The following is a 16409-nucleotide window of genomic DNA, read 5'->3' on the forward strand; positions in this document are numbered from 1 at the left end:
AAGAAAAGGGGAAGATAAAATGGATACATCCACAGTCGATTTGTTGAAGGGCGTTGAACTCTTCTCGGAATTAAACGAAGAACAGTTGGGGATGATTGCTAATCTGGTGATCGTCAAGAACTACAATCGTGATGAGACTGTGGTCCTGGAAGGAGACGATTCGGTACAGGCTTTGTACTTGATTGCATCCGGGTCCGTGCAAGTCTATATGACTGGCATCGATGGTCGTGAAACTATTTTGTCTTTCCTTGAACGCGGGGACTTTTTCGGGGAAATGTCGCTGATTGACGGCGAACCCCGATCCGCCTCCGTCCGTACGGTGACCGATGCGAAGTTGCTCGTCATCCACCGTGAATCGTTCCTCAGCCTCATCCGCAAGACTCCTGAAATTGCAATGGCTCTCATGAGCGAACTTTGCAAGAGGCTTCGCAAGGCAAATAAGCAGATTGGTTCCTTGTCTACAATGTCTGTGTCTGGCCGAGTGGCGGGAACGCTTTTGAATTTGATGCAGGAACGTGGTGTCCGTATCCATACAGATAACGGAAACATGGTGACTGTTATTCACAATCGTCCGACGCAGCAGCAGCTTGCCGATATGTCTGGAACGACCCGTGAAACGGTGAGCCGTATTTGTTCCATGCTGGTGAGGGCGAATGCAATCGCTATGACCGGCAAGGATATCGTCATCTTTGACGAAGATGCGCTTCAAGAAAAAGCTACTAAGGGCTAAACCCAAGAATTTGTTATGAATAAAATAAAGTCGCTTTGGAACAAGGTTAGACAGACCGCCATTTTCAAGGCTTTCGTCATTTGGATTGTTGTTGTCATTGCGCTTGTCTTTATGGTCGATAAGCTTTTGATGCCTGCATTTGCAGGGGCTTTCGCCAGTACGGGCAAGGTGCCGAATCTCGAAGGTCTTTCGGAAAAGGCTGCGGAAACGGCACTGACCGAGGCCGGTTTTAAGGTCGAATGGGTCAGCGAAGGCCGCTACAGCTCCCAGGTGCCTGCGGGCATGGTGCTTGTGCAGATGCCGAAGGCTGGACGCACGGCAAAGATTGGCCGTACCGTGAGACTCACGAAGAGCCTTGGGCTGCGCAAGGTTGTTATTCCGGATTTGCGCGGCAAGAGCCAAAAGCAGGCTGATATTTCGCTTGCCCGTGCAGGACTTGTCAACGGTGGCACTGTCCAGGGCGCTCATCAGAGCATCCCGCGTGGTGCCGTGATCCGTACGATCCCGCTTGCTGGGGATACGGTCCGCGTTGGCGATACGGTGAAGGTCGTGATTTCGGCTGGCGCTACGACCGGTAGAATTCTGCTCCCCAATTTTGAAGGCATCCTGATGGACGAAGTTTATCCGCAAATGGATAGGCTTGGTTTTAAAGTGGGTTCCATTAAGCGTCAGAAGAGTGAAGATGGCGCACGTCCTGGTTCCGTTATCGAAACGTCTCCGAAGTACGGCGACTATCTGAAACCGGGTTCGCGCGTAAACTTTATTATTGCTGACTAGAACTGTTTCGGGAGCTTTTGATGCGTCGAGTCTTTTTTTCGTGGATGCTTTCTTTGGGAATGGCGGCTCTGTGCGCTTGTTCTTCTGCACCTGCAAAAAAGGCTGAAGCAAGCCCCAAGACTTTGACAGCATCGGATTCTGCTCTTATCCAGAAGGTCGTTGAATCCAAGAAAGAAACGCCCAAGGTCGAAGTGGACCTTGAAGCGGCCCATGAATTTTTCTTTTTAGCAAAGAACATGGAAATGCGTGGCGACCAGCGTCAGGCTGATTTCTTCTGGAAGCAGGCCTACAAGGCCGATCCGACGAGCCGTTACTTAGGCTTTGGCGTTGCAGAACGCCTGGTGATCGCCGGCGAAGATTCTTTGGCTCTCGTCGAAGCGAAGAAGGCTTCTCGGCTCAAGGGCAAGCGCACGGCTGCGCAGTATGCGTTGCTCGCTCGGCTTTACGTGAAGGCGGGCGAAGCGGATTCGAGCCGCAAGTATTTTGTGATGGGGCTGGATTCCTCGCGCTATCAGGACATGGCACTCCTTTATGATTACAGCCTCTTCCTCGAAGCGGCCCGTGATGAAAAGGAACTTGTCCGCGTTTATGATATTCTTTTGCCGAAGGTCAATTACATCTCTACATTGTTCCAGCGCCAGCTTTCGCTCCTCTTGGATATGGGGAAGGACTCCGCTGTTGTAGATCTTTTTGGCAAGGCCCATGAAGCGACTGGCGACAAGCAGATGCTTTTGCAAAAAGTTCGCGGCCTCATGGCCATGAAGCGTTTCAAGGAAGCGAGAGCCATCGTAGATACGCTCACGAGTGCAAAACCCGAAGACGAAGAAATGACGATCATGGTGCTTTCGTCATTGCCGGGAGACAGTGCTTATGCGTTTGCGCGAAAGAAGTATTACGAAGACGGTGTAAAAACTCCTGCGGTACTTTGCTTCATGGGCCAGTACGAATATGACATCGACATGCGCGATAGTGCAAAGGTGCATTTGCTGCAGTCTGTCGATAAGTTGCAGGGCCAGCCGAAATATGCAAACCGCGCTTACCTTGGGCTTGTGAACATTTTTGCGAGCGAACAGAATTATGCCGAAGCGATCAAGTACGCCGAAAAGTCCGATTCCGTATCGAACGGAGATACGCGAATGCTGCTTGCTTCTGTGTATGCGCTTGCCGACAAGTACGACAAGGCTTTCCCCTTGCTCGATTCCCTCATGAAATTCTGGGAAACGTGGAAACCCCTTCCGGGTGTTGTCGATTCTTCGAATCTGGTCCAGCTGCAAAATGAAGCGCAGATCAAGTATTTGCAGGTGCTCGACATTTATTCGAGGGCGCTCATCGGTGAAGCTCTAGATTTCGAAAAGGACGTTCGCGCAGATTCTGCAAAGAAAGCCCGTGCCCTCGATAATCGCAGCAGGGCCGAGGTCATGCTTGAAACGTTCTTTGCAAAGGATTCCTCCTATAACCGGGTGCGCCTTTCCATGGCCATGAATCTGGAACGCCTCAAACGCTACGATGAATCTTTCCGCCATTTCGATTTCTTGCTGAAGCAGAAGGATTTTTCTCCGCATGAGTTTGCCTCGATGCTGAATTATTACGGCTATTCGCTTATAGAAATCAACCGTTCGGTAGCAGAAGTCGAGAAGGGCTACAAGCTAGTACTCGATGCCCTTGTTATTGAAAAGGACGGCGAAGCGAAAGACGCCTACCTGGATTCCAAGGCTTGGGGCCTGTACCGCTTGGGCCGCTTTGACGAGGCTTACCAGGCGATGCAGTTGATCGACAATAAGAAGATGAGCCGTGATGATGTGTTCTGGGAACATATGGCGGCCATCCAGGAAGCTCTTGGTCTCAAAAAGGAAGCCAAGAAGTCTTACAGGAAGCTGTTGAAGCTGAACCCGAAGCACCCTGCCGCCCTGAAGTTCTTTGGCAAAAAGAAGTAGGTTCTTATGACCGTGGCTAAGTACGGCGCCTTATGGCGGGGACTTCTTTTACTTCTTTGTCTCGCATTCTTTTTGACGGGCTGTACCGGCGGAAAGCCGGCTACAACTCCGGTTACATTAAAGGATCCGGCCCCAGCAGACAGCCTGAAGGCTATTTTTTCGCTTACCATCCATTCGCCCGATGGAAAGTCTCACGACCTGGACGCAGTCCTCTTTTCTGTTCCGAATAAGCGCTATCGTATGGAACTCACGGGTTCTCTCGGCATAGGCGTTGCCTCGCTTCTGTGGCTCGAATCTGGCTGGCAGATGGTTTTCCCGACGGAGAAAATGTTCATGGAAGGCGCGGGATACATGGTTGGACTCTTTAATGATCCGTCGCTCCCGCTGGTGCATATTCATCAGGTGGCAGGGCTTTTTGACGGGAAGGTGCTGCCCGAAGGTCTCGAAGAAATTTCTGTGCACGATTCCGTGAGTTCTGATTCCGCTGTTATAAAAATTCACGAAGCTCGTGATGTTATGACTCGCCATTACATCTATGCCGAAAAAAATGGGGAAATTCTCTGGCTTGAAACGCTTGGCCGTGATGGCAAAACAGAAAGGTTGAACATTGAAGAGTACAAAGAATTCTCTGGAGTGAAGACGCCCTCGAATATTTTGTTTGTCCGTGAATCGGAAGCATTCCTCGAACTGCGTGTTAGGCGTGTATCCCGTGGCAAGTCATTTGGCTCGGGAACTTGGCGCCTCAATATCCCCAGAAGCTACCAACGCATCGGCGGGCAATAACTATTGACTAATGACTAATAACTAGTAACCAATAATTTTTTTCCTTCCAATTTCCTACTCTTTTTTACTTCCTACTTGTACTTTCGCTTCGCTCAAGTACCAACTGCTAGGCTCGGAAATGCCTATGCAAGCATAGGCGCTTCACTCGCCTTACGCAGTTGTCCTACTTCCTACTACTAAGTTGACCATAAACTCTAAAAAACTAAGTTCTAAGTTCTAAGTTTTAAGTTCTATTTTAGTAAATTATAATCATGAAGTTAAATGCCAAGTTTTTCGCATTGTTTTTGGGGATCCTCTGTTTTGCGTCATTCGCGCATGCGGTGGATACGCTTGAAGTTTTTGTGCTGCGTGTGCAGTTTAAAAAGGAGTCTCCTGACAACTCGCTTACGACGGGTACGGGGCCTTTTGACACCGATACGGCCACATACAATCTGGATCCTTCCGGTAGCCGAGGGAGTAAGCATTATTGGAGAAAGCATCTAGATTTTGCAAACTCCTATTATCAGGCGGCAAGCGGTGGTGAGCTTGTCATCCGTTCGACGATCTTCCCTGAGGAGGGGACGGCCTACGAGCTTGAAAAGCCGATGATTGACTACAACCGTACCCAGAAGTTGAAAGGTGAAAAGACGGCTGAGTTTGACGAGGCCCGCAGCCGCGACTACTTGCGTTTTGTGTACGATGCTGTAATGGCTGCCCATAACTCTGGTAAATCTCCGTTTAAGGTTCCGCTTTCGAAAAACCCGAATACAAAGCGTGCGTTTATGATTGCCCATGCGGGCGCAAGCAGCCTTCTTGATGGTGGCAGCATGGGGACGAAGGGGGCCAATACTCCTGGTGACATGTTTGACGCCTATATTTCCAGGGCTTTCTGGTCCTTCTTGCAGGATACGCTTCCGGGAGTTGTCATCGCAAAAGATTCTGTAGACAATGGGCTTGTGCTGAAGGGAGCCTCTATTGACACGCTCCGGACGGTTATGGTCGTGAGCGAAACGGCATCTCAGGATGGACTCAACTGGGGTATCAACGGTATCGTGGTGAACCAGATTGGCCGCGAAATCGGCATGCCCAATACGTATGATGCCGTCAAGGGAATATCCCGTTTGGGTTATTTCGATATGATGGACTTTGCGGGTTACAATGCGGGCAACGGGTTCTTCCCGGTGCTTCCTGCGGCATGGGAACGCGCTTATATGGGTTGGTCGCAGGTCAAGGAAGTGCGTCCCACGGCGGGCCATCCGGTGACGGTGGACATTGCGGCTGCGGGTAGCGGCCTTGGGACTGAAATCGTGAAGGTCGCCTTGAGCGCTAGTGAATACATCCTGATAGAAAACCGTCAGCGTTCCTGGGATAAGGATGGCAATGTGGAGGTCTATCTCGGCAAAGCGGAGCAGAACAACGATACGACGGATTTGCGCTCTATTCTTGTCGATAGTTTGAATACGGTTTTTGAGGATAGCGTTTGCACAAAGGGCAAATGCGTACCGAACAAGAAAAAGGCGAAGGGCCTTGTGCTTGGCGTGAGCAATTTTGATGCCGCACTCCCTGCAAGCGGAATTGCCGTGTGGAAGGTGAATGACTGGTTCTTGCGCGAATCGTTGCCAGCTGGGGCTGCAAACCTCTGGCTGGGTGAAGACCTTCGTGATCATCAGTATGGGCTTTCGCTTGTGGAATCCGACGGGGTCCTGAGCATTGGTAAGACCTTCAAGAACGCGATTGGCGAGGATGCCTACGATTTCGGTAGCGGTTCGGACTTGCTTCCGCATGTGCGCTATTCGAAAACGAAGAAGCCTACGGATACGGTGACGACGATCTCCCCGGATGGCTATGCCAATACGGCGACAACGCAAGGCGGTTATACAGGTATCAAGATTTCTGTGGAGGTTCCGAAGAAGGCTCGTGTCGAAAAGACGGCGAATGCATTCATGGGCGATAGCGTCCTGAATTTTGCGGCTCCCATAATTCGCGTGACGATCAGCATCGATGACGGCAGCATCGAGAAATCGAAGTTCCCGAAAAATGTCGGGCTTGTAAATGCGGTGCGCGGTGCAGTGTTTGTCAATTACGAAGACGACAAGACGGGCAAGGCGATTGTGTTTGCTTCCGAAGACGGAACGCTCCAGGCGATGAACGCTCTTGGCGATACGCTCTTCACGGCAGATACGGTGGTGACGCAAAAGACTCTTTCGAGAAACAGTGCAAAACGGGAAATCCCGCTGTATCGCGTGGGGGCTGGATATGGTCCGCTCGTCGGGATCGCGGGCGATGGAGAACGCGTATATTCGTTGCATAAGGACAAGCTTGTACGAACCTCGTTCAATGCCGGCGTCCCGATGTCGGATGTGATGAATCTGAAGAAGTCTGTTTCGGGCGCTCCGGCCATCAAGTCCGTTGAGGCTGGCCCGGTTGTTGCAAATTCTCATCTCTTCTTTGCTTCGGATTCGGGATTCTGGACGGTGAATCTGGCCGATGACATGTCGCGCTCGTTTACATCGACAGAGGGCTTGCATCCGCAGGATTTGGCTCTTTGCAAGGTGGACAAGAAAGATTTCTATGGCGTTGTTGTCGGTGAAGATGACAAAATCTTCATGCGCAAGTTTACGCTTGAGAATAAGCCTGAAGTGAAGCCAAGCTTTAGCAATCATAAGGCGGGCACGGCGCAGGTGAAGGCTGCGAAAGGCGAAGTGTTCCGTGTTGCCTGTACGGACCTGGACCGCGATGGAACGGTCGAAGCGGTTGTGCTTGGCAGCCGCGGGACGGTTGCAAGTGTCACGCTTGGCGAAGGTGGCGAACAGCCTGTTGCATGGACATACGTCTATAGGCGCGGTTCTGCCGGCAAGAGTGGCCTCAAGGATGAACTCTCCGGCATCGCTCTTGGCGATATCAATGATGACGGCTATCCTGAAATCGTGTTCCTCGGCGACAATCTCGTTTACGCGCTCGACCGTTTTGGCATTCCTGTAGACGGATTCCCGGTGACGATCAACCGTGGTACCCCTGTTGCTGCATTCCATAGCGATCCGTTGCTTGTCGATGTCTCGGGCGATAAGATTCCTGAGATTCTCGTGCCGTCGAGCGATGGGCTTGTTTATGCGTACACGGGCAAGGGCAAGCGCATTTCTGAGCGCTTCCCGATTGCGGCTGGCAGCTTTGAAATGACGGATTCCCTGCAACAGAACATACCGATGAGTATCTTTGTTGCTGATGGTGTCAAGGAATCCAAAGGTCCTGAAATCTATGCGTTCCACAGAAATAATGTAACGGCGTACCGCCTGGACAAGGCATCTGACGGTGCTGAAAAGGCTGCGGCTGCATGGGCGCTCCCGGCGGGCGGCAACGAACGCACTGGATTCTTCGATGCATCCAAGCTTCCCGACGTCGATGCGGTAAAGGCAAAGGACGAAATCAAGGACTTCTTCATTTTCCCGAACCCGGTGCGTGGTGGCGATGCGAAGGTCCGCATGGAACTTGGCGCGAAACCGCAATCGATTAAGCTTGAACTGTACGATATCACTGGCTTGTGCGTGTTCAAGACGAACATCCCGGATGGCATTGCTGGCAAGAACCAGGCTAATCTGGATCTGCGCAGTCTCGGCAGTGACGTTTATACGGCAAGGCTTAAAGTCAAGTTCGAAAGTGGCAAGACGAAGCAGAAGCTTTATCGCGTGGGCGTTGTCCGTTAATTCTTGAACATGGAGCTAGTTATGCGTTTGAAACATCTGATATCGCTTTGCATGCCGTTTGCATTCATGACGTTTGTGGCATGTACGGCCAGCGGTGACGCTGTTGAAGGGAAGCAGGTGTTTCCCATAGACACAGATAGTGGTAGCAAGTCTAGCTCGGATTCAAAATCATCTTCGAGCGTCAAGGCTCCAGATATCGACCCTACGATTTTCGGCTTGTTTGACTGGGTGAAAATTCCCAAGTCGACGATTACTCGTGGCGTAAATTCATTTGGTGTAAATTCGTTCAGCATAGCAACGACCGAGGTTACGCAAAAGGTTTATGAATTTGTCATGGGTGGAGTGCCCAAGCAGTCAAAGGTCGGTGACGAAAGGGCCGTTTCTGATGTGAATTGGTATCGTGCGGCGCTTTTCTGCAATGAAATTTCGAAACTTGCCGGGCTTGATACGGCTTATGTCTACAAGTCCATTACCGCTGATTCTGTTTTGAAGGATCTGAGCATCAGGTATTCCGTGGCGTCCATGAGGCTTCCGACTGAAAATGAATGGGAAATTGCGGCCCGTGGCAAAACGACTACAACCTATTACTGGGACAAGGATGTGGCTTCCAAGTACGCCTATTACGGACAAAATTCCGGTCCTGATGAGGTGGCTCAAAAAACGCCTAACGCCTATGGGCTTTATGATATGGCTGGAAATGTCGCCGAATGGGTAAATGACTGGTATGGCGATTATCCGAAAAAAGAGAGCGACAACTACGCAGGCCCTAAAACAGGCGAATACCGCATAGTTCGCGGTGGCGGCTGGTCGGACAAGGTAACGGCGTTGGCTCCGAAAGAACGCGAAAAGCTGGCTCCTGCCCAGTCCAAGGTGACGGTTGGGTTTAGACTGGTCTATTCTACCGGTTTTTAAAGTTCACGCCCGTTAGCCTTTCTTGAAAATTTTTAGATTATAGCGCATGAAGTATGCCTATGCGCTGACTGCAATGCTTTGCGGATTTTTTGTGGGCTGCTCTGAACAGAAATCAGAGCCGCTTCCTGATTTGCCCCCCGTAGAAATACCTGCGGATGTTTATGGCTTTTATTCGGGCCAGATGCCCTGTGATGACTGTGACCGTCGCGTTGTGGATATGGATTTGTTTAACGATGGAACGGTTTTGGCCGTGCAAACGACTTTGAAGGGAACTGCCCAAGTCGATACGCTTCGCGGAACATTTGTATATGCCGATAGCATTGTGAAAATGGATCTTTCCGATAAAAAGGTCCATTGGGCATTTAAGCGCGACAAGGTCGGCAACCTGGCCTATATGAAACAGGGTGATGTTTTCCGCGATGCGGATGGTATGAAAGCTGTGATGGTTCGTTTTTATAAAAAGATCAAAAAGTAAGTGAGAGTATATGTTTACAGCCCTAATTGCCGATGATGAACCGTTAGATCGTGTACGCATGCGCTCCTTGCTCGAAGCGTATTCGGGCGAAATAGAAATTTTGGGCGAAGCGTCCTCTGGAACGCAGACGATCGATAAAATCCACGAACTCGATCCCGATGTCGTTTTTCTGGACATCCAGATGCCGGACATGGATGCGTTTGAAGTTCTGAAGACGCTCAATGAAGACGATATTCCGCTGATTGTGTTTACAACGGCGTACGACAACTTTGCTCTCCGCGCTTACGAGGAAAATGTCGTTGATTACCTCTTGAAGCCGATCGACCCGGAACGCTTGCAGGCGACTATGGCAAAGCTGCGCAAGCGCATGCCTCTTGAAAGTGGACAGGGCGTTCCTGCCGATTTCTCCTGGGAAAAGTTCAAGGAAATGATGAGCGTGAGCGGGCTTTACATGCAGCGTTTGCAGGTGAAGCAATCGGACCGTATCTTGCTTATCAATATGGACGAGGTGATCCGTTTCCAGAGCGAGGAAAAGTACACGACGGCTTACACGACCACGTCGCAGTACGTGATTGACCTTACCCTTGTGGAGCTGGAAAAGCGTCTTGATCCGCGCCAGTTTGTCCGCGTTCACCGTGCGCATCTCGTCGCTATTGACTATATCTCTGAAATCCGGAAGACGGATAGTGGGCATCTCTGTGTTGTGCTTCGCGACAAGAACAGGACGCAGATTGCCGTGAGCCGTAATTTTGTTAAGACTGTTAAGAGTCTGTAATTTGGAGTTTTGATGGAACCGACACCTCAGAAAAAGTCTGCAAAGACATTTCTTAAATCTTTTACGCGTGAAATTGTTGTCCCTGTTTTCCTTGCGCTGATCGTTATCCAGTACGTCATTCAGGCGTTCCAGATTCCGAGCGGCTCGATGGAGGATTCTCTCAAGACCGGCGACTTCTTGCTTGGCCTCAAGTTCACTTACGGTTCACCGATCCCGTTCTCGAATCAGAAATTCCCGGGATATGCAGAGCCGAAACACGGCGATGTCGTCATTTTCCGCTATCCGGGCGAACCTGAATACCCTGACAACAATCCCAAGCGCTACACGCACTTGTTCAATGCGCTCATGCTCGGGAATTATTACTGGGACCACGCTCCTGAAAACGGCCAGCCGCATATTGTGCATTACGCCGATGGCCCGAAGGATTACATCAAGCGCTGTGTGGCCGTGAGTGGCGATACTGTTGCCGTGCATGGCGGCAAGCTTTTCCTGAACGGCAAACGCCAGGACTTGCTCCCGGCTTTTGGAAAGTGGACGGCGAGTGTGCGTACGCTTTCCCCGCGAGACGAAGTCGAAGAGTTCGTGGTGCCTTCCGCGGGCGATACGCTGTATGTCGATTCTCTCCCGATGGTAAAACTCTGGTGGCTGCGTTCACTTGTGGCCCAGGAAAATCCGGATTCCTCTGTGAACCTGGAACTGTCCCTGTTGCGCGATGGCCGTGAGAACAATAATTACATTTTCACAGATTTCAGGTTCCCGGTGGAAAATGATCGTGGCCTCTTATTGAATGCGATGCTTTCCAGAAACCAGACCATGATCCAGCAGCGCCTTACGCTTGGCGATACGTTGTCCGGTGCAATGCCGTTCAGCTATTTCAGGGAACTAGCAAAGATTGGTTTCTTGCCGATGCTTGATCCGCGCGATCCGCAGTTGAATAGCGGCTTTACGCGCCCGGTAAGCTACGTGTCTTTTGAAGGCTCGATTCTTCAGGATCTCGAAGGCAATGTGAACCGTTTAAATGCGGTTGCTCCGGCTACGGAATCTGTAGATTCTGCTGAAGTGCCTGAAAAGAACCATTTTGAAATCAAGCGCAGCCTTTACCTTGGTTCCGAAAAGATTGACCGCTATGTCGTGAAGTACCCGCAGTTCTTCATGATGGGCGACAACCGTGACAATTCCGCCGATAGCCGTTATTGGGGGCTGGTCTCGCTCCGCAACATCCGCGCCAAGGCTTTTGTCATCTATTTCTCGTTTGAAAATGATGATGGTAAGTTTGCTCTCGGAAACCCGCTCACATGGTGGCGTATTCCGTTCCGTATCCGTTATACCCGCATTGGCAAAATTATTGATCTGATTAAGTAAATGAAATTTTCGAGTGTGGCATATTTCTTGGCGTCATGCCTGATGATCGCTGCTTGCGCAACGCAGGTGGCTCCGACAGGCGGTCCTGAAGACAAGCTCCCGCCGCGTGTGGCTGGAGTGTCTCCGGCGCCAAAGACTGCGAATCATCCGAATGAACTTTATGTGAAACTGGAATTTGACGAATGGATCAATGCGTCAATTCCGCGTGGCGCCATTACGATTTCGCCTCCGATTGAAAAGAAGTTGAGGTATGAGGTTCACGGAAAGACGCTCGAAGTTTATTCGCGCGCGGAACTCGATACGGGTACGACTTATACGGTGACTTTTGCGGGAGGCATCAAGGATTTGCGCGGAAACGCTCTTGCAAAGCCCTTCCAGGTCGTGTTCTCGACAGGTGCTATAATCGATTCGCTCACGCTGCATGGACGTGTGATGGTTGGCGATTCCCTTGTCCGCAAAAAATCTTATCCGAGCGTAGGGCTTTATTTGATGGGGCCGGAGCGTGAGTCTAAGCGCTATCTCGAAAAGTACCGCGACACGGTCACGAAGGTCCTGGATTCCTTGCCGATGCTTACAAAGGAAGAACCGCTTTACCTCACGGCTGCGGATAGTATTGGAAACTTCTCGTTTACGGGACTTAAGGCTGGGCGTTACCGTGTTGTCGCTTTTGTCGATGGAAATGGCAACCACAAGATTGAACCGTCGTCGGAACTTGCTGGCGTCTGGATTTCGGACTTGGCTCTCTCGGAAACGACTCAGGACACGCTCTGGATTCCGCTTGCAGACCTGGACACTTCGCATGTGGAGCTGGAATCGGTTTCGCAGCCGTTTGCGAATGTTCTTGAGGCAAAGTTCTCGCGCCATGTCTATTTCGATTCTGCTTTTGCGGATACGTCAAACTGTTATTTGGCTTCATCGTCTGCCGATACGCTTTATCCGCAGCTTGTGTATCTTGGTACAGAAAGCGCTCCAAGGTTCTATTTTGAACCGAAGCCGAAAGATGATGTGCTATATAAATTTGTCTGCCGCAATGGCAAGGACTCTTTGTCTAGAGTGCTTGATTCTGCCAGGAATTATGCGGAAATTGAATGGAAAGAAATGGCGGCGGATACGCTTGCTCCAAAGATCCAGTCTGTGAAGGTCATGGGCAAGGCGAAAAATGCGTTCCCAGATGACTCGCTGATTGTGATTTACAACAAGCCTGTCCTCGATTCCTTGAAGGATATGTTCTTTATCGTAGAAGGTAAAGATACGACTCAGGTACCCGTGAAAAAACTGGACCCTGTTCGCTTTGTCGTTGTCCGTGGAGAACCCTGGCCGACGGATTCTAAGTTCAACTTGTTGCGTGGATATACTGATACGACACTGGCTAAGGCCGATAGCAATGGCGTCCGTGATACCGTAATTAAAACAAAGTACGAAAATAAGCTCCAGTTTGAAACTGTATCCAAGTTAAAGTTAGCTTCGCTTGTGGGTAAGATTCCTGGTGCGAAGTCCGGTGCGCTAGTTCGTCTAAAATCTGTAGAAACTGGAAAGTTCGAATACGCGAAGTGTTCCCCTTATGGGGTGTTTTCTTTTAACGACCTCCTTGAGGGCGGTTACATTATTGACTATTATTATGCTGACGAAGGGACAGATTTGCCAAGTGGCGGGTCTTTGAATCCCTTCAGGTTTGGCTCAGCTTGGCGAACCCCGATTGATACGTTAAAGATCAAGAGTGGCCCAAACGATTTAGAACAACTGATGCCGAACCTTCCGGCATTGCCTTAAAGGATGGATTAAGATGGTAAAGATTCCAGCATTTGTAGCGCTTGATTTGGAAACGACAGGTCTCGATTTCGAAAAGGATGAAATAATCGAGGTCGCACTCGTTCGCTTTGAAAATGGCGAACCGAAGGAAAATCTCGATTTCCTAGTGAAGCCGTCTTCTGCGGAACTCCGCCCCTTTATCGAGACACTTACTGGAATTAACAAGGCCGACCTGGAAAACGCTTCGGATTTTGCGACGATTGCAGGCCAGATTTGCTCTTTCGTCGGAGACCTCCCGATTGTCGCGCACAACGCTGTTTTTGATTCCAAGTTTTTGAAGCAGACCTTTACGAAGGTCGGGATTTCTTACGATTCCCATGTGTTCTGGGATTCGCTCACGCTCTCGCGTATTGCTTTCCAGGATGTGCCGAACCACCGCCTCGATACGCTCGTGCAGGAATTGGACATTGAACGTAGCCGCGCCCACCGCGCCTTGCCCGATGCCGATGCCTGCGGACGCTTGTTCGTGAAGGCTCTCGAAAAGATCTCTACGATGGACCCGTGGATCTACGATGCCCTTTCCAAGGTGGCCAAGGGTTCCGGCTACGAGACTCTTTTCACTTCGAAAGTCGAAAAGCTCTCTCCTCCGAAGTACAAGTTGCCCGCAGCTCCTGCCGTAGAAGCTTTGCCCAAGTCCAAGGCTCCGCGCGTAAGCGAGTTCTTCAAGGAAGGCGGATTCATCTCGTTTGTCGTCGATGATTACAAGCCGCGCCACAATCAGCAGGATTTTGCCTCGGTCATGGAACGCAACATGTACAAGGGCGGCCTCTGTGTGCTCGAAGCTCCGACCGGTTCTGGAAAGACGCTGTCTTACCTCATCACTGCCGCAAACAAGGCTATCACGGGTGAACGTGTGCTCATCAGTACGGCAACGCGCACCTTGCAGGAACAGCTCTGGACAGAAGCGATCCCGCAGATCGCGAAGATCTACAATGGCGAACTTCGTCCGGCGATTTTGAAGGGCCGCGACAACTACCTTTGCCTCCGCAAGTTCGAAGAACTGCTGATGCACCCGCAAACGCTCCTCTCCGCTGAAGAACGCGATTCCTTCATGGCTTTGATTCCGTGGGTGCTCACGACCGAGACGGGCGACATCAACGAATGCAATTCCTTTAGCCAGAGCCGCAATCGTGTGCTTTGGTCCAAGCTTTCTTGCAGCGCCTCTTGCTGCAGCGGCGAAAACCACTCGCATCACGAAAACTGCCCGGCGCTCATCGCAAAGCGCAAGGCCATGAATGCAAACATGGTGCTTGTGAACCATTCGCTTTTCCTTTCGGACTTGCAGCTCGACTTTGCATTGCTCCCGTCTTATGAACACATCGTGTTTGACGAAGCGCACCGCCTGCCCGAAATCAGCAACCAGGTGTTTGGCCGCTCCATCTCGTTCTTCGGATTCAGAAACATCGCGAAGACGCTTGAACCTTCCAAGGCGGGTGGCGATGGCCTCATTGCAGAAATTGCAAGCCGCATCCCGGCAGAACAGCCGGAACTCCATGAACTCTGCGACAAGCTTTCCGAAGCCTTGGGCGAAGCCGAAAAGGCTCTGCACCGCTTCTTCATGAAGATCGGCAAGAAGCTTGCCAAGCAGAAGAATGGCCGCAGCGGCTTTACGTACACGAACAGTATTCTCGCGGAATACGAAGCCGACCCGGCGACGTTCCTCGAACAGTACAACAATGCACGTGGCTTTGCCGAAAAGCTCATTGCAGCGACTGCGAACATGGATGGCCTCAAGGGAGTCGTGAGCGATCTTGATAGCCGCATGACCGAAATCAGCCACTTCATTTCGGACTTTGAATTTGTCACAAAGGCGGGCCGCAGTGATTGGGTCTTCTACATGGAAGAACCGTTCAACCCGCATACCATCAAGCTGCATGCGCTCCCGCTCCACTCCGGCAATGTCTGGAGAGAAAAGTTCTATCCGTGGATCAAGTCTGCAACGTTTACGTCGGCAACGCTTTCTGTGCAGGCCGACCTCACGTACTTCTTGCAGAAGATGGGCATGGACAATCTGCGCTTGGGCAAGCAGCCGTTCGTGCGCGTTTATACGGAACAGTCCGATGTGAACGATCGCCGTTCCGTGATGGTCGCAAAGTTCCTCCCGAAGCCTTCGGCTCCGGAATTTGGCGATGCCTTGAACGATACGCTTTTGAAGGTGCTCCCGAATGTCGAAGAAAACACGATGGTGCTCTTCACGAGTGTTGCAACAATGATGAAGGCCCAGGCCGCTCTTGCCCCGGCATTTGCCGAACGCAACAAGCTTTTGCTCTGCCAGCATGTTGATGGCTCGCTCGATGGCCTTGTCGCGATGTTCCGCAAGGAACGTGGCGCTTGCTTGCTCGGTTGCCAGAGCCTCTGGGAAGGCGTGGACTTCCCGGGTGATGCGCTCAAGCTGCTCGTCATCACGAAGCTACCGTTCCCGAATCCGAGCGATCCGCTTGTCGCCGGCCTCACGAACGAGATGAAGGCTGCGAACAAGAACTTCTTCAAGGATTACTTTATCCCGGAAGCTTACATCGAACTCCGTCAGGGCATGGGTCGCCTCTTGCGCTCCGATTCCGATTCTGGCAAGGTCCTTATCTTGGATAACCGCATTATCCTCGAACGCTACGGCAAGACCTTCTCCCGCATTTGGAACTTCAAACAGCGCATCGCAGGCTCCGTCTCCGACATCGAACGCTTTGTGAAGTAACCTGCGACGTTGTCACCCCGGACTTGTTCTCTTTGACCACTTAGAGCTTTAGCTCTTACGTGGTCATGATCCGCGAATGGGGACGGGGTCGCCATCTCCATTCTCTCAGCATTGTCATGCCCGCCACCGTGCGGGCATCTCCTTTTTGTATCGGAACAAACGAATTTTTTGTATATTCCGTAATAACGATTATAAAGTTAGAGAATGTTCCCGTTGCCAATTATTTGATGCCTCACAAATTTTATTCGCTGTTGGAATTTTTATGATGCGCCCTTTGATGCTCTATATTAGTTTGTTGTCTTTACTCTTGTTGAGATGTAGCTTGAATGAAAACCGCGATAAGCCTAAAGTTGAATCTTTATATGATGCCCGTGGAGAATGTTATCGCTATGAGATGTGTCTTTACAAAGATGTAAAATATCATTGCATTATGGATACAACTGTAGTAGATGAGATTGTCCAATAATAAAAGGAATGGCT

At 50.8% G+C, this 16409-nt stretch carries 11 protein-coding genes; all 11 read left to right on the forward strand.

Translation table 11 applies throughout. From position 1 onward, the window contains the following. The first annotated feature begins 19 nt into the window (after nt 1-19). The 11 genes from ACJMM9_RS05790 (at nt 20) to ACJMM9_RS05840 (ending at nt 15929) form a co-directional block, all read left to right on the forward strand. Nucleotides 20-730 carry a Crp/Fnr family transcriptional regulator gene (locus ACJMM9_RS05790; RefSeq protein ID WP_405324637.1) on the forward strand — a complete coding sequence of 237 codons (711 nt, stop codon included), beginning with the start codon at nt 20-22 and terminating at the stop codon, nt 728-730. 15 nt (nt 731-745) lie between these two features. Then, a complete protein-coding gene (locus ACJMM9_RS05795; RefSeq protein WP_405324639.1) occupies nt 746-1507 on the forward strand; it encodes a PASTA domain-containing protein in 762 nt (253 codons plus the stop codon). A 20-nt stretch (nt 1508-1527) separates the two neighbouring features. After that, nucleotides 1528-3441 (forward strand): hypothetical protein, encoded by a 1914-nt coding sequence (locus tag ACJMM9_RS05800; protein WP_405324640.1) that lies wholly within the window; start codon nt 1528-1530, stop codon nt 3439-3441. 6 nt (nt 3442-3447) lie between these two features. Further along, nucleotides 3448-4224, forward strand: coding sequence for a hypothetical protein (locus ACJMM9_RS05805; RefSeq protein ID WP_405324642.1), 777 nt, complete (start codon nt 3448-3450; stop codon nt 4222-4224). A gap of 251 nt (nt 4225-4475) precedes the next feature. Further along, complete coding sequence (locus tag ACJMM9_RS05810; protein ID WP_405324644.1) at nt 4476-7904, forward strand: hypothetical protein; 3429 nt, start codon at nt 4476-4478, stop codon at nt 7902-7904. 21 nt (nt 7905-7925) lie between these two features. After that, on the forward strand, nt 7926-8816 hold the full coding sequence (locus tag ACJMM9_RS05815) for a formylglycine-generating enzyme family protein (protein WP_405324645.1): 891 nt from the start codon (nt 7926-7928) through the stop codon (nt 8814-8816). A 46-nt stretch (nt 8817-8862) separates the two neighbouring features. After that, nucleotides 8863-9291, forward strand: a complete 429-nt coding sequence (locus ACJMM9_RS05820; protein WP_405324647.1) for a copper resistance protein NlpE N-terminal domain-containing protein — start codon at nt 8863-8865, stop codon at nt 9289-9291. Nucleotides 9292-9301: 10 nt separating this feature from the next. After that, nucleotides 9302-10066: a LytR/AlgR family response regulator transcription factor gene (locus ACJMM9_RS05825; RefSeq protein ID WP_405324649.1), complete on the forward strand. Its 765-nt coding sequence runs from the start codon at nt 9302-9304 to the stop codon at nt 10064-10066. 12 nt (nt 10067-10078) lie between these two features. Continuing rightward, a complete protein-coding gene (gene lepB / locus ACJMM9_RS05830; RefSeq protein WP_405324650.1) occupies nt 10079-11428 on the forward strand; it encodes a signal peptidase I in 1350 nt (449 codons plus the stop codon). Further along, nucleotides 11429-13198 (forward strand): Ig-like domain-containing domain, encoded by a 1770-nt coding sequence (locus ACJMM9_RS05835; protein WP_405324652.1) that lies wholly within the window; start codon nt 11429-11431, stop codon nt 13196-13198. A gap of 13 nt (nt 13199-13211) precedes the next feature. Beyond that, nucleotides 13212-15929: a helicase C-terminal domain-containing protein gene (locus ACJMM9_RS05840; protein WP_405324653.1), complete on the forward strand. Its 2718-nt coding sequence runs from the start codon at nt 13212-13214 to the stop codon at nt 15927-15929. Nucleotides 15930-16409 lie beyond the last annotated feature (480 nt).

Source organism: Fibrobacter sp. (assembly GCF_045112255.1).
In the GTDB taxonomy this organism is placed as follows: domain Bacteria; phylum Fibrobacterota; class Fibrobacteria; order Fibrobacterales; family Fibrobacteraceae; genus Fibrobacter.

Excerpts from the sequence above, each read along its gene's own strand:
- ACJMM9_RS05790 (WP_405324637.1), top strand. The coding sequence starts at position 20 with ATGGATACATCCACAGTCGATTTGTTGAAGGGCGTTGAACTCTTCTCG.
- ACJMM9_RS05795 (WP_405324639.1), top strand. The coding sequence starts at position 746 with ATGAATAAAATAAAGTCGCTTTGGAACAAGGTTAGACAGACCGCCATT.
- ACJMM9_RS05800 (WP_405324640.1), top strand. The coding sequence starts at position 1,528 with ATGCGTCGAGTCTTTTTTTCGTGGATGCTTTCTTTGGGAATGGCGGCT.
- ACJMM9_RS05805 (WP_405324642.1), top strand. The coding sequence starts at position 3,448 with ATGACCGTGGCTAAGTACGGCGCCTTATGGCGGGGACTTCTTTTACTT.
- ACJMM9_RS05810 (WP_405324644.1), top strand. The coding sequence starts at position 4,476 with ATGAAGTTAAATGCCAAGTTTTTCGCATTGTTTTTGGGGATCCTCTGT.
- ACJMM9_RS05815 (WP_405324645.1), top strand. The coding sequence starts at position 7,926 with ATGCGTTTGAAACATCTGATATCGCTTTGCATGCCGTTTGCATTCATG.
- ACJMM9_RS05820 (WP_405324647.1), top strand. The coding sequence starts at position 8,863 with ATGAAGTATGCCTATGCGCTGACTGCAATGCTTTGCGGATTTTTTGTG.
- ACJMM9_RS05825 (WP_405324649.1), top strand. The coding sequence starts at position 9,302 with ATGTTTACAGCCCTAATTGCCGATGATGAACCGTTAGATCGTGTACGC.
- lepB (WP_405324650.1), top strand. The coding sequence starts at position 10,079 with ATGGAACCGACACCTCAGAAAAAGTCTGCAAAGACATTTCTTAAATCT.
- ACJMM9_RS05835 (WP_405324652.1), top strand. The coding sequence starts at position 11,429 with ATGAAATTTTCGAGTGTGGCATATTTCTTGGCGTCATGCCTGATGATC.
- ACJMM9_RS05840 (WP_405324653.1), top strand. The coding sequence starts at position 13,212 with ATGGTAAAGATTCCAGCATTTGTAGCGCTTGATTTGGAAACGACAGGT.